The sequence below is a fragment of the Metabacillus rhizosphaerae genome, assembly GCF_037201795.1.
Classification (GTDB): domain Bacteria; phylum Bacillota; class Bacilli; order Bacillales; family Bacillaceae; genus Metabacillus; species Metabacillus rhizosphaerae.
The window spans coordinates 2,488,869-2,509,394 of the sequence record NZ_CP147403.1 but is presented as its reverse complement, the minus strand read 5'-3'; the positions used below and the strand labels follow the sequence as shown (position 1 = coordinate 2,509,394).

19 protein-coding genes and 1 pseudogene are annotated in these 20,526 nt (G+C 30.8%); all 20 read right to left on the bottom strand.

Annotation, left to right across the window (positions count from 1 at the left end):
• Positions 1-40: 40 nt before the first annotated feature.
• The 20 genes and pseudogenes from WCV66_RS12240 to WCV66_RS12145 all read right to left on the bottom strand — a co-directional run bounded on the left by WCV66_RS12240 (position 41) and on the right by WCV66_RS12145 (position 20,520).
• A complete protein-coding gene (locus tag WCV66_RS12240) occupies positions 41-1,102 on the bottom strand; it encodes a glycosyltransferase family 2 protein (RefSeq protein WP_338789119.1) in 1,062 nt (353 codons plus the stop codon).
• Positions 1,103-1,313: 211 nt separating this feature from the next.
• Positions 1,314-2,478, bottom strand: a pseudogene (locus WCV66_RS12235) (IS3 family transposase).
• Between the two features lie 96 nt (positions 2,479-2,574).
• The gene (locus WCV66_RS12230; protein ID WP_338789118.1) at positions 2,575-4,119 is read right to left on the bottom strand and encodes a lipopolysaccharide biosynthesis protein; all 1,545 of its coding nucleotides are present in this window, start codon (positions 4,117-4,119) and stop codon (positions 2,575-2,577) included.
• Positions 4,120-4,204: 85 nt separating this feature from the next.
• Positions 4,205-4,651, bottom strand: coding sequence for an acyltransferase (locus tag WCV66_RS12225; protein WP_338789117.1), 447 nt, complete (start codon positions 4,649-4,651; stop codon positions 4,205-4,207).
• A 94-nt stretch (positions 4,652-4,745) separates the two neighbouring features.
• A complete protein-coding gene (locus WCV66_RS12220; RefSeq protein WP_338789116.1) occupies positions 4,746-5,933 on the bottom strand; it encodes a glycoside hydrolase family 88 protein in 1,188 nt (395 codons plus the stop codon).
• Between the two features lie 17 nt (positions 5,934-5,950).
• Positions 5,951-7,138 carry a glycosyltransferase gene (locus WCV66_RS12215; RefSeq protein ID WP_338789115.1) on the bottom strand — a complete coding sequence of 396 codons (1,188 nt, stop codon included), beginning with the start codon at positions 7,136-7,138 and terminating at the stop codon, positions 5,951-5,953.
• A 16-nt stretch (positions 7,139-7,154) separates the two neighbouring features.
• On the bottom strand, positions 7,155-8,345 hold the full coding sequence (locus WCV66_RS12210) for a glycosyltransferase (protein ID WP_338789114.1): 1,191 nt from the start codon (positions 8,343-8,345) through the stop codon (positions 7,155-7,157).
• A gap of 13 nt (positions 8,346-8,358) precedes the next feature.
• A complete protein-coding gene (locus tag WCV66_RS12205; RefSeq protein ID WP_338789113.1) occupies positions 8,359-9,519 on the bottom strand; it encodes a polysaccharide pyruvyl transferase family protein in 1,161 nt (386 codons plus the stop codon).
• A 12-nt stretch (positions 9,520-9,531) separates the two neighbouring features.
• Positions 9,532-10,566 carry a glycosyltransferase gene (locus tag WCV66_RS12200; RefSeq protein ID WP_338789112.1) on the bottom strand — a complete coding sequence of 345 codons (1,035 nt, stop codon included), beginning with the start codon at positions 10,564-10,566 and terminating at the stop codon, positions 9,532-9,534.
• Positions 10,567-10,633: 67 nt separating this feature from the next.
• Positions 10,634-11,824 (bottom strand): glycosyltransferase, encoded by a 1,191-nt coding sequence (locus WCV66_RS12195; protein ID WP_338789111.1) that lies wholly within the window; start codon positions 11,822-11,824, stop codon positions 10,634-10,636.
• Between the two features lie 9 nt (positions 11,825-11,833).
• Positions 11,834-12,577 carry a glycosyltransferase family 32 protein gene (locus WCV66_RS12190; protein WP_338789110.1) on the bottom strand — a complete coding sequence of 248 codons (744 nt, stop codon included), beginning with the start codon at positions 12,575-12,577 and terminating at the stop codon, positions 11,834-11,836.
• A 47-nt stretch (positions 12,578-12,624) separates the two neighbouring features.
• Complete coding sequence (locus WCV66_RS12185; protein WP_338789109.1) at positions 12,625-13,788, bottom strand: DegT/DnrJ/EryC1/StrS family aminotransferase; 1,164 nt, start codon at positions 13,786-13,788, stop codon at positions 12,625-12,627.
• 22 nt (positions 13,789-13,810) lie between these two features.
• Complete coding sequence (locus tag WCV66_RS12180) at positions 13,811-14,428, bottom strand: acetyltransferase (RefSeq protein WP_338789108.1); 618 nt, start codon at positions 14,426-14,428, stop codon at positions 13,811-13,813.
• Complete coding sequence (locus tag WCV66_RS12175) at positions 14,425-15,033, bottom strand: sugar transferase (protein WP_338789107.1); 609 nt, start codon at positions 15,031-15,033, stop codon at positions 14,425-14,427. The genes WCV66_RS12180 and WCV66_RS12175 overlap by 4 nt, the downstream gene beginning before the upstream one ends.
• 13 nt (positions 15,034-15,046) lie before the next feature.
• Positions 15,047-15,193 (bottom strand): hypothetical protein, encoded by a 147-nt coding sequence (locus WCV66_RS12170; RefSeq protein ID WP_338789106.1) that lies wholly within the window; start codon positions 15,191-15,193, stop codon positions 15,047-15,049.
• Between the two features lie 11 nt (positions 15,194-15,204).
• The gene (locus tag WCV66_RS12165) at positions 15,205-16,272 is read right to left on the bottom strand and encodes an EpsG family protein (RefSeq protein ID WP_338789105.1); all 1,068 of its coding nucleotides are present in this window, start codon (positions 16,270-16,272) and stop codon (positions 15,205-15,207) included.
• 24 nt (positions 16,273-16,296) lie between these two features.
• Positions 16,297-17,199, bottom strand: a complete 903-nt coding sequence (locus WCV66_RS12160; protein ID WP_338789104.1) for a glycosyltransferase family A protein — start codon at positions 17,197-17,199, stop codon at positions 16,297-16,299.
• Between the two features lie 3 nt (positions 17,200-17,202).
• The gene (locus WCV66_RS12155) at positions 17,203-18,276 is read right to left on the bottom strand and encodes a glycosyltransferase family 1 protein (protein WP_338789103.1); all 1,074 of its coding nucleotides are present in this window, start codon (positions 18,274-18,276) and stop codon (positions 17,203-17,205) included.
• Positions 18,277-18,323: 47 nt separating this feature from the next.
• Positions 18,324-19,391 carry a glycosyltransferase gene (locus tag WCV66_RS12150; RefSeq protein ID WP_338789102.1) on the bottom strand — a complete coding sequence of 356 codons (1,068 nt, stop codon included), beginning with the start codon at positions 19,389-19,391 and terminating at the stop codon, positions 18,324-18,326.
• Positions 19,354-20,520: a glycosyltransferase family 4 protein gene (locus WCV66_RS12145; RefSeq protein ID WP_338789100.1), complete on the bottom strand. Its 1,167-nt coding sequence runs from the start codon at positions 20,518-20,520 to the stop codon at positions 19,354-19,356. The genes WCV66_RS12150 and WCV66_RS12145 overlap by 38 nt, the downstream gene beginning before the upstream one ends.
• Positions 20,521-20,526 lie beyond the last annotated feature (6 nt).

Here is a 20,526-nt window from a genome sequence, read left to right as displayed (position 1 = left end):
AAAGTTTTCATATTCTTGGATGAATAACTTCTTCAAAAGTTTAGATTATAGATAGTTTAGATGCTGTACTAACAAGTACTCTTCTAAGTTTTTTCTTTTTATACATACTTTCTCCTAACTCAAATAGATAGAGAATATTTTTGTCTTTTATGGCATTCAAATAATCCTTTTGAAAATATTTTTCAGAACCTTTATTAGTCAAACATTCTATTACTTTATCATTTGATACATATTCTCTAATTAATTCTTTAATTCCACCCTCAGTTAGCTCACCATTAAACAAATTATACAAACATGTTTTAAATGTATTCAGTAACATTATACTAATCCCATCGTACTGTTCTTGATATGTATTTTGGTAATATTCATCAATAACCTCTTTTTGTATCAGATATCCATTAACCATATCCTCAAATAAATATGGCATATATTTGCTTGTAAATCCACCTACCCTATAATAATATAAAGCTCTGTCAATAACCTTAACCTTATTAGATTTTATCAATATTTCCATATTATAATAAAGATCCTCTCCTAAAAAACGGATCCTATCTAAGTATTTACCACTCTTTAAAAGTAACTCTTTTTTGTACATTTTTGCGCAAAGTGAAGGCGGGAATGGATGACCCCAAAAATAAGCAGTTACTAATTCACTTTTTATTTCTTCTTCGTTATAAATTTTTTCTTTATTAAAATATCTACTATTATTCTTTTTCTTAAATATTTTGCCATTACCCAAAATTTTATACATATTACAAACCGTTATATCTACACTACCTTCAATCGAATCATCGTAAAGTATTTCAATTGTTTTACTATCAATCCAATCATCAGCGTCAACAAACATAACATACTCAGAGTTTGATGCCTCTACTCCTTTTCTTCTGGTTGCGATACTTCCTTCATTTTGTTTGTCAATGACAATAATTCTTTTATCTTTTTTTTGAAATTTCTTGCATATATTTAAACTATTATCTATAGAACCATCGTTTACTAAAATTAATTCAAAATCCTTAAATGTTTGGTTAAGAATAGACTTTATACATTTATTTAGTTTCTTTCCCGCGTTATAAATTGGCACTACTACACTAACTTTGCTCATGAATAATACCTCTCTTTTTAAATATTCACCTTTATTTTTTAAAAAAAGGGTGACAATTTTAATAGGTTAAACTGATTCAACATCAGGTATATTTGCTAAACCTTTTGATTCACTTCTATAAAAAAACACAGCAAATTAAAAAATCCTAGTGTGAAATCGTCATAAAAATTAGAACATTAGATAGATCTTAAATTACTTTTTGATAAATTACCTAGAATAATTTTTCTCCTGATAAGAAACTTTGGATTGTCAACACTAAACTAGACAACTTTTTAAGGTGTTCAAATTTATATTGAATTGGACTCGTGTTGCTAAGAGTTCCATGAATCCTAATATGATTGTACCAATGGATATAATTCATTAATTCCAGTTCTAAAACTTCTAAACTATCAAAATAGCGGTCTTTGACAAACTCCGTCTTAAAGACTTTAAAGGTAGCCTCTGCGACCTCATTATGTAAAGACAGCCTTTCAAGCTTATTGACCGTTTGATATTAAATGTCTAAAGCTTCATCAATTAACTTGTTTTTGAACTCATTTCCTCGGTCAGAATGGAAGAGATTGATTCGTTCCAAATTGCCGTGAATGGAAGATAATGCTCGATAGACTAATTGTGCATCTTTGTTTGGTCCAGCACTGAAACCAATAATTTCTCGATTAAAGAGATTAACAAATAAACATACGTAATTCCATTTTTGATTGACTCTAACGTATGTCAAGTCCCTTACGATAACTGCTTTTTAAATTCATCTTGATCAAACTCTCGATTTAACTCATTATGGATTGCCGATTCATTAAATTTATCTTTATGTGGCTTGCATTGAGCTACCGTATACAAGGATACTAATCCCTGCTCATTAATAATCCTTCCGATACGAAATCTAGATCGATCAATGTCTTCTTTAACTCTACTTTGATTTTTCGAGTACCGTAATTCTGACGGCTGGAACGGAAGATTTCAATAATTTTAGAAGTGAGTACATCTTCAGATGATCTTTCTTTTGCCTCATAACAATAGGTGCTTCTTAGTAATTGCAGGACTTTGCACATTGCAGATATCGAGTATTTGTGTTGATTGTTTTTGATCACACTTACTTTCGTCCTAGTATCAGCGCAGCTTTCTTTAAAATGTCGTTCTCCATTTGTAGCTGTTTTAGTTTCTTTCCGAGCTCGGCCAGTTCTGACACTTCTGGTTTCCGATTATCAGATTCTTTGAAAGAACTGGAGGTTTTATATTAGCTTATCCACTTATCTAAAGACGATGGGTTCAGACTGAGTACTCTGAATTAGATCTTTCCTCGGTTTGCCATTCATATATAGCTGTACCATTTGTTCTTTGAATTCTTGTGTAAATGTTCTTCGCTCTCTTTTGGTCATTGTAGATTCTCCTCGTTTTTATTAATTGAAGTCTACTTGAAACCTATCCACTATTTCCCAATGGAAATACCTCAAATACAATATTTTAAAAAGCTTTCATGCACTTTTTTGATTCAGTTTAGACCTATTTGTCAATTTTGCTACTAAAGTCCTTACAACTCCAAACAAGTATTTAAACTCATCTGTTTTACAAAAAACACCTATATAAATTAAATTAGGCACAATTAGACAAATAAAACCAATTAGTATTAAATTGAAAAAATTATCTGCTACAATAAAACTACTGATCAAACTTGTAAGTAAGTAAGTTCCTATCCCAATAACAACGTAAAAAGCATATTTTATAAAATAATTTAAAACAGGCTTTTGGAACACTTTTTTATACACTAGATAAGGTGTCGTCCAGAACGGAATAGCCAGCGCACTTATAAGAGTTCCAATAAAAACACCCGCTATACCGACATATTGCACTAATAAAATTGAAATAATAAGATTTATAGCAGCCTGAATTAAAGGAACGAACCGATCTTCATGAAATATCCCGGACGTAGTTTTTACTGTGGATATAGAATTTCGCATTCCTCTTTCATAAAAAATAATCATTAATATGATCATTACACTTTTACTCAAAATAAACTCTGATCCTATCCATAACTTAATAAATGGTTCAATGGTGATTAATAACAAAATGGTAGAAAGGGAATATAACCAAAAATTAAGAAGCATATAAACCTTATAAACACTATAAACTTTATCAATTCTTTCATTTGCCACCAAATTACCAACACTATGATATATATTGTTAAATATTTGATTTATAAATGTCCTACAAATTTCAATCAACATATTGTAATTTGAATATAATCCTACTGCTGTTACACTGACAAATGAAGAAATTAATATATTATCAGTACCAAACACCAAATAATTCCCAATATTTTGTAAAACAATAGCTTTAACATTCTTAGTAATATTACTTTTTGTGCCACTATCCAATTTTGCTGTTATTTTATTTCGTAGAAATGGATACATTTTATTAACTATAATTGTTAGTATAATGGTTGTAATAATTGTTATAATACAATCTATTATTAGATATAAAATGTAATTCCCTGTATAATTCAAGATTCCTATTTTAAGACTAGTAGTTACAATTGCTGATACAGAATATATTCCTGTAACAATGTAACCTTTTTGGCAAACATTTAAAAATGAATTTTTATGTACATATAGATAGGGTAATACTGTATTGATTAAAAAGATGCTATAAATTAAATGAATATTTTCAACACTTGAATCCTTAATGAAAAATTCAAGAAAAGGCATTATAGATAATCCTAACAATAATACAATTAATGCTATTACCATGTATGCATTTCGATAAAACTTCATTAGCACATTAATTTTCAATTGATCATTTTCCGCTACCGGCTTATAAAGGCTGTACATGATACTGGCCCCTATTCCTGCCTCCGCCAATGTCAACATAGCTAAAATATTTGTAAGCAGTCCGTTTATTCCTAAGTATTCAATACCTAAACTGTTAATGAACACTGTTCTTGAAATAAAACTAAGTGATGTAATAATAATCTGACTTCCAATACCTGCAGAAATATTAAGGATAGAATTTTTTACTCTCATTAGAGTCCCTCATAAAATATTTATTTAATTATAGTTTTAATAAATTGTAATTTATTCCACAAACCCAATCTCATTTTTTAATTCATTATACTTCTCTCTTGCTAACCTCTGAAATATTTCCTCCAATGGTATATGTTCTATTATTGATTTTAGTAGTATTATCATTGAATTTTTTATTTTGAGAAACTTCATATTGATCTATAGTCGTTATAACTCTAGCAGGGTTACCATCAACAACACTTTTTGGTGGTATAGGCTTTGTCACAATACTACTAGCTGCCACTATGGAATTTTCACCAATAGTAACTCCAAGCATAATTAAAGCTCTTGCACCTATAAATACATTGTCTTCTATGGTAATACTACCAATCTTAGTGTAATTATTTATCATTTTTGTACTTGCATCGTTAGCAAATAAATATGCTTGTGGTGCAATGGTTACATTATTACTTATCTTTATTAACCAACAGTGAGAGTAATCACATATAACACCGGATTGAATAGAGCAGTTATCACCTATTTTCATTCCCATCTTAATATAGTCTTCTAACCATATCTCTTCTAAGAAATATCTTTCTAAATCTAGCTCTAATAAAATTAAATATCTTTTTTGTTACCATGCCAATTCACGCTACCTTAGAATTATTAAATAAGTTTATAATTCTTATACAAAAACCTTGAGTAAAAGGCAAAATATTAAACAACATGGAATATACACCTATATCTTTCGTATCACCTTGAGAAAAATCCACAGCTCCATTCCTTCGTGTTACATTCATTAAATAACTTATAGCTTTTTCCGAACTGGATAAACAATCTTTTGAAATTCCATCTATTTTTGCTGCATTTAACAAAAACCAACCTAAAGTAGCTGTTGTAGATGAATCTGGTCTTGATTCATTTCTTGTTACAGTCCAGTTCCAACTTCCATTTTCTTGCTGAAAGCTTATCGCAGCTGCAGCAAATTTTTTGACACTTTCTTCTAAAACTAATTTATAATTATTTTTGTTAGGAAGTTCCTTCCATGAATCTATGAGTCCAATAGCATACCATCCTAGACCTCGTCCCCAACCATACAATCCAAGTGGTGCCTTATTTTCCAATCTATAAGCATGGCTCGGTATAAACTGTTTTTCTAACATTCCGTATTGTTCATACTCCCTAATTTGCTTTACTGCTAAATCAATACAATTACTTTTCTTATATCTAACCCCATAAGCAACTAAAAAAGGACATATAAAACCTATGGTATCTACATATCTGTAGCTTTGCATAGACTTTCTATATCCTACTGTCCCATCTTCACCTATTTGCTCTTTAATCATTTCCCAAGTATAATCAAATGCATTTCTATATTTATCTGTATCTATGAAATCCAGCTTCATGACTGCATAAGCTAGTATAGCACCATCTACATGCTTAGGTTTATTTAACCATTGTCCATTTTGATCAAATTTTGATTTCAAAAACTTTTTTATTTCTTTTTGTACTTCTTCGTCATCTTTATTTTTTAAAGACTCTGTTAAACCTAATAATAAAGCAGCTTCTTGCCAGTGCTGTATTGCGTTTTTTGTATAATTTCCTTTTAGCATATCTATAACAACTAATCTTGTATTATCAGTTACCTTAATCTTTGGTGTATTATTTAACCATTTTACACCCTTATTGGTGATTGACTTATTCCACAAATTCTTATCAATATGTCTTCCGATATGAATCCGACTTACCCAGTCATTAAATATAGGTACGACATCAATCAAAATAATTACTACTATTAAAAAGAAAAATATTAAACCTAATACCTGAATGAACAATCATTTGCACCTCTTATCTACACTGCTTTCATTAATTCATATAATTTTTGTATTTCTGACTCAGTTCCTAAACTTTCTTTTGTTAAGTTTTCTATCAAGTTACTTCTTAATTCTTTATCATTATTCAACTTTATAATTCCTTCAAATATTGATTGAGAATTCATGTCTACAATTAATCCATTCTCTTCATTTCGAATTTGATCTTTAGCTGTACTAAAATTTGTTACAACTATTGGCTTATGAAGTATTTTCGCCTCGTCTATTGCTATGGATTTCCCTTCAAATCTTGAAGGTTGCACATATATATCAGCTTCTCTTATATATGGATAAGGATTTTCTTTAATTCCCAAGAGAATAAATATTTCTTGGAGGTCATATTCTTTTATCAACTGCTCTAATTTAGATTTATCTTCTCCTTCTCCAATAACATACCACTTTACATCATATCCACTTTCAATTAATTTTTTACACGCTTCTATGGCCATTTCAAATCCTTTTTGATGATTCAATCTTCCAACAGAAACTAGCTTAATTCCTTTATTACTAAAATCAATGGTTTCTAAAGACATGTTATCTATCACATTAGGAGATACAATATTAAACATAACTTCTACCTTTTGCTTATACATTGGAAATCTTTGTTTTAAAACGTTAGCACATTCTTCAGATACTGTAACAATACTATTTAATTTATCGAAATATATAATGTCAATATTAGGATCCATCCCCAACTTGTCATAATCATTATGTATAAACCCTATTTTTTTATTTGCATTTACCTTATCTATACAAAAATAAACTGGATTCTTTTCAAGATATCCAATAGCTGCATCATACTTCTTATTTATACTTTTCAAAGATTTCGACAAATACTTCCACACTCTTTGCTCACATCTAGCTCGATTTTTTTCACTCTTAAATATAAAACCTGCACATAGTCTTGAAAAAACTAAATCAATTCTTCCCCTTTTTAAGTAATCAAATAGGGCTTCTACTATCGACATATCAAAATATTTATACTCAAAAGGTTCTTCCAATAAATTTACTTGATCAGGAATTTTACTAAAGAATAAACCTTCGTGTTTAAATAAAAATAAATCTACATCGTAAATAGTGTAATCTATTGTTTCTAATAAAGAAATTAGTGCTTTTTCAGCTCCACCACTGGTCAAATTATTCATTACAAATAAGATATTTTTTTTCATACACATATCACCTCACTTAATAAAAAAGATTATATAGTTTATCTATTTCTTCCTCAGTTCCTAAATTCATCTGAGATAGGTTAAAAATTAATTCTTCTCTCAAAGTTTGATCATTTATGAGCATTTCAATTCCCTTTACAACACAATCAGCATCCATATCTACAATTATTCCATCTATTCTGTCATTTATTTGGTCTTTTGCAGTACTAAAATTAGTAACAACAATTGGTTTGTTCATTATTTTTGCTTCATCAATAGCAATAGATTTCCCTTCAAACCTGGATGTCTGTGCATATATATCAACTTGCTTTATATACGGATATGGATTAGATTTTAACCCTAATAATATAAAATTCTCTTCTAAATTATATCTTTCAATTAAATTAGTTAATTTTTCTCTTTCTTCTCCATCTCCTATAACGTACCATTTTAATTTATATCCTTTTTCTATTAATTTTTTGCAGGACTCTATTGCTAATTCAAAACCTTTTTGATAATGTAATCTACCTATAGAAAGTATGACAATCTCATCATCTTTTTTTTCATATAAATCAGTGATTACCTGTTTAGCCATTTCATTAATCAGCTTTGGTGATACAATATTATAAATAACATCCACTTTATCTTTTTCATTTGGAAATCTTTTTTTTAGTATAGTCGAACATTCTTCTGATACAGTCACTATATTGTTAAGTTTTCTAAAATACACATTATCAATGCTTGGGTCCATACCTAATTTATCGTAATCTATATGAACCCACCCTATTTTTTGAGAAGCCTCAACTTTATCTACACAAAAATATGTAGATGTTTTTTCTAAGAATCCTATAGCAACATCATATTTCTTTTCTATTACATTTAAAGATTTGGAAAGATATTTCCAATTCTTCTGTTCTCTTACTGAAATATTTTCGAAATTTCTATTAATACTAAACAATATTCTATTATAAGCTAATGTTATTTTGCCTTTTAGTAAAAGCTTTATTATAGATTTAATTAAAGGTAAGGAAAATAGATTATATGATTTAGGTAAAGAAAGAATTTGTACTTCTTTTGGTACAAATTCCATAAATATGCCATTATGATTTAACAAGAATAAATCTACATTATATAATTCGTAATCTATTTGTGATAATAAATTAACTAAACTTTTTTCTCCGCCCCCTGCAGATAGGCTAGGCATAATAAATAATAAATTTTTTTTCATAATATACCTCATTCTACCTAACTAGTTCATGTAAATATTCTACTGATTTATATGACATTCTTCTTATCTTAGGTATAGATTGTTGAAGTTTTTGTCTTAATCCCTCTTCTTCTGCTATCATTTCATCGAATGCATTCTTTAATTTTTTACTATTTGAGATTTCTTCTATTCCTAACACTAATTTTTCTTCCCCAAAAAGATCTCTTGCTATTCCTTTGGATTTCACACTATATCCTAACACCATCGTTGGAACATAATTTGAGTAAGCAGCAATCGTCGCATGTGTTCTTGCACCGATAAAAAATCTCATTCTCGCAATATATCCTTTATATTGTATTGCGTTTAAATGATCTGGTAAAATAATGACTCTACCAGTATTCTTAAATTCTTCGTAAAATTTATAGAGAACTTCATAATCATTATTACCTTCATCTATAACATGAGGTGTGAGAGCAATCGTCATATCGGTAGTATTTAATATATGATTTATTAGGTCTCTTACAGCAGTTTTGGAATTTTTGTTTCGATTCCAGACAAGAGGACTAAAATTTAAACCTACTGTATTCCCGACTTGCCAACCTTCAGGTAATTCTAACTCTTCTTTTTCCATCGTAAATGCAGGATCAGCACATAGTTTAACATTATTAAGTCCTTTGCTTTTCAACATTTTATATGTAATGGTTTCACGAGCCAAAATTAAATCAAATAGTTTCAGATCCTCCAACTTTCTTTCAGACATATCTTCTTCTCCGATAGAACATCCCCATAATACTAATCTCTTTCCTTTTGACTTAACCCTTCTGTCAATCTCGTACCATCCAGGCTGCTCCCCGTAGCAATAATTATCCCCACCTATTGATAAATAAACATCCATATCATCTATATGCTTTATTATATTATGGTGAATTTTACCAAACGAATATGATTCATCATTAAAAAACTTTACTTTAAGTGATGATATCCACCAATCATACGAATACTTTTTTATGATGCTATTAGAACCATCAAGTATTCCATCTAATTTAGTGATTTTTTTATCCGTTTCTGGCCTTCCAGAAGCTAAATATACCTCTGCTTCTTTTACTTTTTCTTTGATAATATCCGTAGATGAACGAACGATAGCCTCACAACCTCTATTAAGACTACCATCATGTGCAAACATCATGATCTTCATACTTATCCTCCATTAATGCTTATTTCTAAACCTACTATATGCAGTAACAAAATACAGCCCGGCAGTGGATTTTCTTTTTATTAGGTTCAATACTAACTTTTCATATCTCCCTAGAGTGCTATTCAATTCGTTATAACATATAAGCAATGCTTTTCTTACATCATTATTACTTACCATATTTTTTATATATCTAAATCTTTGGCGAAAACTTAGCTCTTTCGATGGTGTAAAATAAACATATATATAAGACATGACGCTCTTTATTAGCTTTAAAGACTTTAGATGATGTATTTTTTCTTTCTTAAGTAACTCTTTATAAATAGCTGGCAGTTTCATATTGTACACTTCTATTGCCCTATTAAAATAATCTTTTTCTGCTATATTTCTTGTTGCGCTTCCCTCTACTTCTCTATAAAAATATCCCGTATAATCTATGTACTTCAGAGTATTTGCAAAGCTAAAAAAGCGCATATTAAACAGGCCATCTTCTCCTAGAGGAACCTTTTCTGGAAACTTTAGATTATTTTCTCTTATGACTTTATTTTTATAAATCTTGTTACATCCTGTATTTAAATTATCTTCTTTAAGAAAATATGGTAATATTTCTTGATTAATATAATCATTATTTAAAGTTACTTCAATTGGAAATGGGTAATTTGTGATTATCTTATGTCCTTCTATTTCACTTTCAAAATTTGAAATAATTACATCAAAATCACTTTGTTTTGCTGATGTATAAAGTTTTTCATACATTTTTTTATCAATATAATCATCAGAATCAACAAACCCGATATATTCACCGTTAGCGACACGTAAGCCTACATTTCTGGCTATACTTACACCCTGATTTTCTTGATTTATAAGTTTTATTCGCTCATCTAACTTTTGATAGCCTTCAATAATTCGCTGACTATCATCTTTCGAACCATCATTTATAAATATGAATTCACACTCTTGTAGGGTCTGGTTTAGAAGTGAATCGATGCACTGAGTAATATAATTTTCTGCATTATAAACGGGTATGATGACACTTACTTTTAAACTCATATATATCAATCCTTACCTGACACATCTCTTTTTTATTGTTGAAAATAGATCATTAAAGTAAAGTTACCTATATAATCTTATACAATTTATTAAGTTCAAAACTATTACTATAATTTGTATTACTGCAATTATTTATTAATTTTTGTCTCATATCAAAGTTGTTATATAGTTTTTCAACCCCACTCACTATACCTTCAATTGATAATTCTGTAATATAACCGTCAAATCCATCTTTCACCTGACTTTTGGCAGTTGTATATTTAGTAATCATAACTGGTTTCGATAGTATTTGAGCTTCCCCCACTGTTACAGCTTTCCCCTCATACCTAGATGGCTGTATATATATATCTGCTTCCTTAATAAATGGATATGGATTTGTTTTCTTCCCCAATAAGATAAAGCTATCATCTAATTTAGATTCTTTTATGAGACCTTTGATCATAGATTCATCTCCTCCATAACCCACTACATACCAAGCAATATCATGATACCCTTTTTCTTTTAAAACTTTTAAAGCTTTTACAGCATTATCAATTCCCTTGGCATGTGATAGTCGCGCAACTGTCAAAATTTTAAATCTATTATCCTTGATCATTGGGTTATCAACTTTTCGATTAGCCATTTCTCTAATGAATTCTGGTGATGTTATATTTTCGATTACAATAACCTTATTTTTTAATTCACCATATTTATTCAAAAATGAAGTTTTGCACGCCTCAGATACAGCTACTATATAATCAAATTTCCGCCACATTTTTAAGTCCAGTTGTATATCTGTTTCAACAGTTGAAAAATCTGTATGAATCCACGCAATTTTTTTCTTTGCACTAACCTTTTCGGCTACAAAATAATGTGGCCACAAATAGCTAATCGCAACATCGTATTGTATATTCACTTCAGGCAGAAACGGTAATGCACACTTCCACATTAGCTGCATTTGATAATAACCTGGTTCTTCAAATTTTTTTACTTTTCCTAAAATACCTGCATTTATCTTAGAAAAAACTCTCGATAGCCCTATACTATACTGTTTATCTTTTAGGATTTCCCCTATTGATTTTCTAAATGTTGCGTATTGTGGAACTTCACCTAATAAATTTACTTTATCAGAAACTAATTCCAAAAAATCACCTTGATGCTTATATAACATTAAATCCACAACGTAGTTTTTATAATCGAAGTTTTCAAGCATGCTAATGAGACTTCTTTCTACTCCTCCAACTTCCATATCAAAAGAGGCTATCAATATATTTTTCATTTGTATCTCCTAAACTTTTGAAACTATTTTTCTAATTTTAGCAATATTATCTCCACCTATTACTTTAGCTGCAATTGTTTTTACATTACTTTTAAATCTAGCCTTTGGCGGTAACCAGCTTTTATAGAAGTGATGCATTGCATACGTATTTCCAGTAATACACTTCCTACAGTTTATATAATCATATGGAGAGAAGTATGTTTGAGGGTAAAATGTCCCTATATCTTCTAATTCTTGATATTTTCCATTCATTTTTAAGCCTTTGTTTTTTAGTATCTCGGATACAATAGCTACATTAGTTAAATCATCGTAACTTCCATCCTCTTTGATAAAATTCTTTTCTTTATATGAATCTAAAAATAATTTTATTAATTTATTGCCATTCTCTGTACCTATCGTACTAGTAGCAATATAATTTTCTTGCTCAAATCCCCAAAATGACTCATGATGCAAAAAATCATCAAATGGTTTAAATACCTCCACATCAGTATCTAGGTAGATCCCCCCAAATTTATATAAAACATATACTCTTGCATAATCACTCACGAAAGCAAACTTCTCAGATTCATAAGCCTCTTTCACATAAATATTGATGTTAATATTAAAATTATCTTCATTCCATTCTTTAATTTCATAACCAGATAAATGCTTTTTCCAGCTTGCTATACATTCATTTACAATATCAGGTTTTTCTTTTCCTCCGAACCAACAGTAATGAATAATTTTAGGGATTTTATTAGTATTTATAGTCATTATCTTCTCAATCTCCCTTCAATAGGAACCTATAAATAAAGCTCAAACTATACTCTTATTTTTAATAATTCTTTAACGCATTTTATGACTCTCATTTGATCTTCTTCTGTAATATTTGATCCTGAAGGAAGGCACAGCCCTGTATTGAACAAACGTTCTGACACATTAGTATTTTCACTATGAGAATAGTATTTAACTCCTTTAAATAATGGTTGCATATGAAGGGGTTTCCAAACAGGACGTGCTTCTATATTTTCTTCAGACAAGGTATTTAATATAGACTCTATTGTAGTTTCAGCTACTTTCTCATCGATGGTTAATGCCGTAAGCCAACGATTAGATTCCGTCTGTCTTAATTCTGGCATAAATTTAACACCAGGTATGGAACCCAACTTTTGATTGTATCGATCAAATAGTAACCTTCTAGCTTTTACTCTATCTTCCAATACCTCTAATTGAGCCCTACCAATACCCGCAAGTATATTGCTCATTCGATAATTAAAACCAATTGTACTATGTTGGTAGTGGAGAGCTTGATCCTTTGCTTGGGTAGCTAAAAACCTTGCTTTCTTTAAAGCTTCAATATCATTAGATACAAGCATACCTCCACTAGAAGTTGTGATGATTTTATTCCCATTAAATGAAAAAACACCGAACATGCCAAATGTTCCACTCGCTTTACCTTTATAAGTAGAGCCTAGAGATTCGGCTGCATCCTCAATTATCGGTACATCATATTGGTTACATAAAGAAACGATTTCATCCATTTTTGCACTTTGGCCGTATAAATTAACAACTATTACTGCTTTAGGCATCCTACCATCAATAAATGCTTCTTTAAATGCCATCTCAAGAGCTTGTGGTGACATGTTCCATGTTTCAGGCTCTGAATCAATGAATACTGGTTCAGCTCCCTGATAAAGTATAGGATTCGCACTCGCTACAAAAGTCAGAGAAGAACAAAATACTTTATCTCCCTTTTTTACATCTAATAAAGAAAGAGCCAGATGAATTGCTGCAGTACCTGAACTAACGGCAACAGCTTCACTGACTCCTACATAATTTGCTATTTCTTTTTCAAAAGCATCAACATTTGGCCCTAATGGTGCGATCCAATTTGTTTCAAACGCTTCATTAATATAGTTCAACTCATTTCCACTCATGTGTGGGGAAGAAAGGAAAATTCTTTTTTGTTGACCTTTTTGCATCATAATTACACACCTCCTACTTGATTTATGATTTGGCTGGGATACCTACAGCAGTTGTATTTGCTGGAATTGAGTTTATGACAGTTGCTCCAGCTCCTATAATCGACCAATCCCCTATCTTTACATTTGGAATAAGAGTAGCACCTGCTCCTATATGTACACCTTCACCTAACTGAACACTTCCTGCTAAAGTTGCATTTGGAGATACATGAGCAAAATTGCTTACACTATTGTCATGTTCGATAATTGAACCTGTATTAACGATGACATGATCCCCAATAACGGCATCTGCATTTATAACAGTATTTGCCATTATTACAGTTCCCTTTCCAATCCTAGCACTCGGACTAACAATAGATGAGGGATGAATACTAGTAGTATAAAAAAACTCTCTAAGATTAAGTTTCTCAACAATCTTTTTTCTTGTTTGATTATTTCCAATTGCTACAACAAATTTAATATCATCATATTTATCTAAAAGAAACTGAAATGCCGATATTGGACCGTAAAACATTTCATCTATAATTAAATAATCCTCAAATTTGTCATCTAAATAACCAACTATATGAGAATTTTCATTAAATAGAATAATATCTTTAACTACTTTACTATGACCACCTTGACCTATAATAACAATGTTCATCTTTTACCCTCTCTTATGTTAGAACCTTTAAACTTCTCCACAGTCGCATAACCTGGCTGATTTATACCTTGTGACTTAAAAACCTTGTAAACAGTTAAAAAAAGAATTTTTATATCTAGTAAAAATGTCCGGTTATTTACATACCAGACATCTAATTTAAACTTTTCTTCCCAAGAAATAGTATTGCGACCATTTATTTGTGCCCAGCCAGTTATACCAGGTTTTACCAGATGGCGTTTTGCCTGTTCTTTTGTATATAGTTGTAAATAGTCCATTAATAACGGCCTCGGACCAACTAAACTAATATCACCTTTTATTACATTTATTAGTTGTGGAAACTCATCAAAACTAGATTTTCTTAAAAACTTACCAAATGAAGTTAATCTGATTTCATCGGGTAACAATTCACCATCTTCATTTTTTTCATCTGTCATTGATCTAAATTTATAAAAATAAAAAGGCTTACTATGTAAGCCAGGACGTTGTTGTTTAAAAAAGATTGGTGATCCTAATTTTAGTCTTATAAGTATTGCTATTGAGAGCATAATTGGGGAAAGCAAGATTAATATTATTACCGAAACAACTAAATCAAAAATTCGTTTCATTTTTCCCCCTCTTTCACTTAGTCTTGTACAACATAAACTGCAGTTTAATTTCTTCAATTAGTTCTAAAACACTAATATTTTCTGTTTCTTGACCTTTTTTATAAACATTCTCTAGAATTTCTTGTAAATTTTGCTCAGTTAACTTTTCATAAAAATTCATATTATTACCTCTTAAAAATTAATATAATCGCTGCGGTAATACATACCTAACGAAATTACTTGTTCATAGTAAAAATACATTAAGTAACAAACTAATAAACCATAATATACAAACTTTCTGTTATTCTCTTTAAATAAATAGATAATCCATGATATTAAGATTAAGTTGTATAAACTGAAATAAATATTAAATCTTGCAAATATCCAGTTTTGAGTAGCTATTATCATAAAAATTAAACTAATAATAGATAAATTAACAATTATATCGCTTTTAGGCCACATTTCTCTTAATTTTTTACGTCCTAAAAAGGCAATGATAACTGGAACTGCTTCAACTAGTGCCCTAATATTGTTAGCACCACCTTCATCAAACGTACTATAGTTACTGTATTGTGTATCTTCTAAAGATGCAAAGAGCATCTCAGAAAACTGATTGAACCCCATTACAATAAATATCGCTAGCGCAAATAATAAAAATGTAACCTTTGTCCAAGCCTCTCTTCGCACGATAAAGTATATAGGAATTAGTATCAATGCACTTTGATGAATCGTCGAAGCAAGGATGACAATTAGAGAGTATTTTTTAAAGTCACCATTTAGTATATATTTTGTTGCTATAAAAATTATCGAAGCAGCTAAAAATTGTCTTATTCCATTCATAGAGACAGTAAATATACCTGCAGTGATATAAACATAGAAACTTAATTCAATCATTCTTGAGTACTTATATAAAGTAATGCCAATTAAAAGATTTGTTATTAGAGCAGTTATAAAAATAAGAAGTTGTGGATCCTCTGATATAGTTTGTAAGAGCATTTGTAAAATGCCAAATCCAGGATCTTTATTTGTAACGACATATTCCCATGTAAAATCACTTTCTGTGTAAGAATGCATATAAAAATAAGTGTCTCCAATATTATTCCGAAGCCCCGAAACAAGCACTAACGATGAAATAGCTAAAAAAACAAACAATTTATTCGGCGATACAAAGTTTGATCCTAAAGAAAGGGGTTTAGAAATAAATCTAGCAAATAAAGTAAACATGTATACCAACGTGAGATTTATCCAAAATATTGTCATTATTTATATCCCTTTCAAAACAATCTAACCACTTTTCAGCACTGTTGCTTTATTAGTTCTTGTTATGTAGAAATAAAGTAAAATCCCAAATGGTGTAGCTAATAAAGTAGTTAAAAATTTAGGTGATTCTAGTAAAAATTTATTGTTGCCTATCATTAAGCTACTAGAAACATAATGCATCGATTCTCTAAGTCTTTCTTTAAACGTTGGTGCATGTTCAATCGCAACTTTTCTAAAAAAGGCAAACCCCTTCGGATTTTTCTTATACTGATTTATGATATTCATACTAGAACCATCTGGTAAATACTCCACATAACAAAGTATCTCATTCATCACAAGTAATGGACATTGTTGATCTATGAGGATGTATTTATAGCTTAAAGGACAGTATTTCTCTCCTGGGAAAATTGGATAAGGTGGTGTGTTTTTTGTTAATTCTGTTCTGTATACTAATTTTTTATCACCTTTAACCTTATGCTTACCGTAAAGATGTGAGAGTGTAGATTCATTCAAATAGTCTGGCATATTTGTACCTATAATCTGCCCATTTGGTGTTGCGTCTAGTGCTACAATTCCTGCATGTTTGTCACTACCATGTTTTTCCCATAACTGAACAATCTTTTCAACAGCATCATCAGCCATATAGTCGTCTGAATCAATACAGACATTTAACTCAGTATCAACTAATACATAAGCGGCATTGTGTGCTCCATGCATTCCTTGGTTTTCCTGATAATGATATCGGATAGGTACAGCATTTTCAGCTATCCAATTTTTTATAAGGCCTTTTGTGTTATCAGTTGAACCATCATCGATAATTAACCAGACAAAATCTTTACTCGTTTGTCTTTTTAAGCTTTCGTAACAAAGGTGTAAAGTGTAAGCACGATTGTATGTAGGAGTAAATACCGTTAAAGTCGGAGCCATACTTTACACCTCCACCGTATTCATGGAATTTTCAAGATAAAATTTTGTCAACCATTCAGCCATATTTGTCGTATCAAATCCATTTGAGCGTAACATTGTTGATGTATCAGCATGTTCAGTAGTAGAATTTATTATTTTATCAACCCATTTATCAATTGGTTCCTTGAGACTTATGTATTGAATTCTACCGGTAATATCAGTTTCATTCGTTATTGAATCAGAAATAATACAATTTAACCCAGCAGCTTGTGCTTCAACTAAGACAACTGGTAGTCCTTCGAAAAGTGAAGGAAAAAGAAAGATATCCATTGCTTGCATTAAATTTGCGATGTCAGATCTTACACCTAAGAACTTTACTTTAGTGAATAAACCTAGTTTTTCTACTTTTTTTTCAACCTCTTGGCGTAGATGACCTTCGCCTACTAATACGAGAATGGTATTAGGGTTATTATCATTAACAGCCTTGAAAATATCGATAAGGAATTCATGATTCTTCTGTTTATTAAATCTACCAATATGGCCTATAACCATTTGATCTCCAATGTCTAATTCTTTTCGAATTGTTTCTCTTACCTGTTCATCGTACTTAAACTCATTTACGTTAACCGCATTGTTAAGTACTGTAATCTCTTTTTGGTCTCCAAATAACCATTTTCCTGCGTTTTTTGAGCAAGCAAAGTACTGATTTGGATTTTCTTTCATAGCAAGTCTTGCATACAATCTGAATGGTAATTTCAAATCAATTCCCAAGTCGCTTAAATGGCTATGTGCAATTCTACATGGAACTCCATATCGTTTAGCTGCCCTTAAAACGAAGCTACTATTTTCGTTATTATGAGAATGTACGACTTTATACTCATTGTATTTTGCAAAAAAATCATTTAACAAATTAAAATATTTTCGGTAATTACCAGGACGAATCTGAGGCATTCGATAAATTTTACCTCCAAGGCTTTCTATCTCATCATCATAATGACCTCTTTCTACACGATGTACCATAAAATCAAATTGAATCTTTGTTGTGTCTAATTGCCGATAGTAATTCATCAGCATTGTTTCAAGACCGCCACGATTCATAATTGTAACTACCTGTAAAACTCTTATCGGTTTCAGAAAAAACCCTCCTATCTAACCGTTTTTCTCAGCACTTCAATAGAAATTAGCATCATGTAAAGTCCGAAAGCTAATCGATTTTTGGCAAAGAAAAAAAACGTTTTCCAAATAACTGAACAATGTTTCAAATCAAATTGCTCTAGAGAACGTTTTATACGTTTATTATTTAGAACTACTTTTATATCGTTAATTTGTTTAACAAATGAGTGGTTATTGCCTTTAGATATTGTATTTAAACCTAAACCTAAAGTATTTAAACTAATTCGATTGTTCAACGCTATCTGATACTCTTCTCCTAATTGCTTTTCATTAAGAAAACTTTCCATTCGACTATAAAGCTTTCCAAATTGGATAACTAAATTTGGGTTGTGTTTCGATGTAATTGATGCTGTATTAGCTCGCCAGTAGTGATAATAAGATTTGTTAAGAAAGACAAAGCTTTTTGCATAGTAGCTTGCATGGATGTTAAAAAGTGTATCTTCGTTACTACCAATTTCACTGAGATCAATAAATTGTATGGTATTCTTATTTATGAGCTCAGCTCGATACAGTTTAGACCAAACTGTTCCCCATGCATCAAGGAGTTCAGGAGTTGCAACTTCCTCATTTATAGGTCCTACTAAACGCCGCATAATGTTTTTTTGAACATCGTCATTGTAGTAGTTACTTCGATCAGGTAATTCAAACGATTTTTCTTTTGAGTGTGTTTCAAATTCACGAATATAAGTACACATAACGATATCGATATGATCCTCTTCAGCAACCTTTAGCATATCTTTGTACATCTGAGGTTCAATCCAATCATCTGGATCGACAAAGCCTATATATTCTCCCTTTGCCTGACTTAACCCATCATTTCTAGCTGAAGAAACACCGTTATTTTGTTTTTCAAAAATAACAATCCGGTGATCCTTCTCTGCATATTCCTGAAGTATTTTCATGCTTGAATCTGTAGACCCATCATTAATTGCAATAATTTCGAAATCCTTTAAATCTTGTGTTAGTAAACTATCAAAACATCTAGCTAAATAATTTTCTACATTATATATAGGCACGATTATACTTATCTTTGGTTTCATCCATATCCCTCAACATATACCTAGAATAAATACTGTGTAATTCTTTACTAACACTTATTAAGTCAAATTGTTTAACCATTCTTAAACTACTATTTCCTAAAGTTTCACATAATTCATTAGAGGTTCCTAAATCCACTATTCTATTGGAAAATAATTCAATATTTGCAGTATCAACGATAAAACCATTTTCTTGGCTTTTAACTAACTCAGAGTGTCCCCGATTCTCCGTTGCTACTACAGGCAACCCACATGCCATTGCTTCCATTATATTCACAGGCAATCCTTCACGAAGACTTGAAGCAACTGCCACATCACATATAGGCAAAATTGTCTTTATATCGTTCCTATATCCAAGGAAATCTATCATACTTTCGATATCTAGCTCTGAAGCAAGTTTTTTACATTCTTCTAAGAGAATTCCTTCTCCAGCCAGAAGAAGCTTAGCATTTGGAACGCGATCCTTTATTAATGCTATTGCCTTTATTAAAAATTGCTGGTTCTTATTTTGATTAAACTCAGCCGCGTAAAAAAGCAAGAAATCATCATCTTTATATCCTAGTATTTCTCTACGTTCACGCTTAAATTCTTCATCTATAGGTTTAAATCGTTCAGTATCTACTCCAACACCATGAACGTGTTCAATCTCTCTTGCCATAAAACGATGTGAGGTTGCAAGATTGTAATCCTCTTCGTTTATCGTAATCAGGCAATCAGTATACCTGGCAAGTACCTTCTCAATCGAATAATAAAGAAGCCAATTCATAATCGGAGCTCCCTTACAAAAATGAAAACCATGTGCTGTGTAAAGCACCTTTGTTCCATTTTTTCGGGATTGCTTGGCTGCTAGCCTTGTAAGTACACCTCCCATTGGTGTATGACAATGAATGATTTTGTAGTCATTTTCGTTAATAATTAATTTTAACTCTCGATAAGCTGCTAAATTCTTAATGTGAAAGGGGGAGCGCTGAATCGGTATATTATATTTCCTGTCAACATATGGAAGCTCAATTTCTCCACTTGCAGCAATATGAACCTCCCATCCTTTCTCTTTGAACCATTTCAAAATCGGGAGGTGAAATGCTTTGAAATGATAGTCAACTGTTGCACAGAATAACACTTTATTTGGCATGGATTT

Excerpts from the sequence above, each read along its gene's own strand:
- WCV66_RS12240 (WP_338789119.1), bottom strand. The coding sequence starts at position 1,102 with ATGAGCAAAGTTAGTGTAGTAGTGCCAATTTATAACGCGGGAAAGAAA.
- WCV66_RS12230 (WP_338789118.1), bottom strand. The coding sequence starts at position 4,119 with ATGAGAGTAAAAAATTCTATCCTTAATATTTCTGCAGGTATTGGAAGT.
- WCV66_RS12225 (WP_338789117.1), bottom strand. The coding sequence starts at position 4,651 with ATGGGAATGAAAATAGGTGATAACTGCTCTATTCAATCCGGTGTTATA.
- WCV66_RS12215 (WP_338789115.1), bottom strand. The coding sequence starts at position 7,138 with ATGAAAAAAAATATCTTATTTGTAATGAATAATTTGACCAGTGGTGGA.
- WCV66_RS12210 (WP_338789114.1), bottom strand. The coding sequence starts at position 8,345 with ATGAAAAAAAATTTATTATTTATTATGCCTAGCCTATCTGCAGGGGGC.
- WCV66_RS12205 (WP_338789113.1), bottom strand. The coding sequence starts at position 9,519 with ATGAAGATCATGATGTTTGCACATGATGGTAGTCTTAATAGAGGTTGT.
- WCV66_RS12200 (WP_338789112.1), bottom strand. The coding sequence starts at position 10,566 with ATGAGTTTAAAAGTAAGTGTCATCATACCCGTTTATAATGCAGAAAAT.
- WCV66_RS12195 (WP_338789111.1), bottom strand. The coding sequence starts at position 11,824 with ATGAAAAATATATTGATAGCCTCTTTTGATATGGAAGTTGGAGGAGTA.
- WCV66_RS12190 (WP_338789110.1), bottom strand. The coding sequence starts at position 12,577 with ATGACTATAAATACTAATAAAATCCCTAAAATTATTCATTACTGTTGG.
- WCV66_RS12185 (WP_338789109.1), bottom strand. The coding sequence starts at position 13,788 with ATGATGCAAAAAGGTCAACAAAAAAGAATTTTCCTTTCTTCCCCACAC.
- WCV66_RS12180 (WP_338789108.1), bottom strand. The coding sequence starts at position 14,428 with ATGAACATTGTTATTATAGGTCAAGGTGGTCATAGTAAAGTAGTTAAA.
- WCV66_RS12175 (WP_338789107.1), bottom strand. The coding sequence starts at position 15,033 with ATGAAACGAATTTTTGATTTAGTTGTTTCGGTAATAATATTAATCTTG.
- WCV66_RS12170 (WP_338789106.1), bottom strand. The coding sequence starts at position 15,193 with ATGAATTTTTATGAAAAGTTAACTGAGCAAAATTTACAAGAAATTCTA.
- WCV66_RS12165 (WP_338789105.1), bottom strand. The coding sequence starts at position 16,272 with ATGACAATATTTTGGATAAATCTCACGTTGGTATACATGTTTACTTTA.
- WCV66_RS12160 (WP_338789104.1), bottom strand. The coding sequence starts at position 17,199 with ATGGCTCCGACTTTAACGGTATTTACTCCTACATACAATCGTGCTTAC.
- WCV66_RS12155 (WP_338789103.1), bottom strand. The coding sequence starts at position 18,276 with ATGAATCGTGGCGGTCTTGAAACAATGCTGATGAATTACTATCGGCAA.
- WCV66_RS12150 (WP_338789102.1), bottom strand. The coding sequence starts at position 19,391 with ATGAAACCAAAGATAAGTATAATCGTGCCTATATATAATGTAGAAAAT.
- WCV66_RS12145 (WP_338789100.1), bottom strand. The coding sequence starts at position 20,520 with ATGCCAAATAAAGTGTTATTCTGTGCAACAGTTGACTATCATTTCAAA.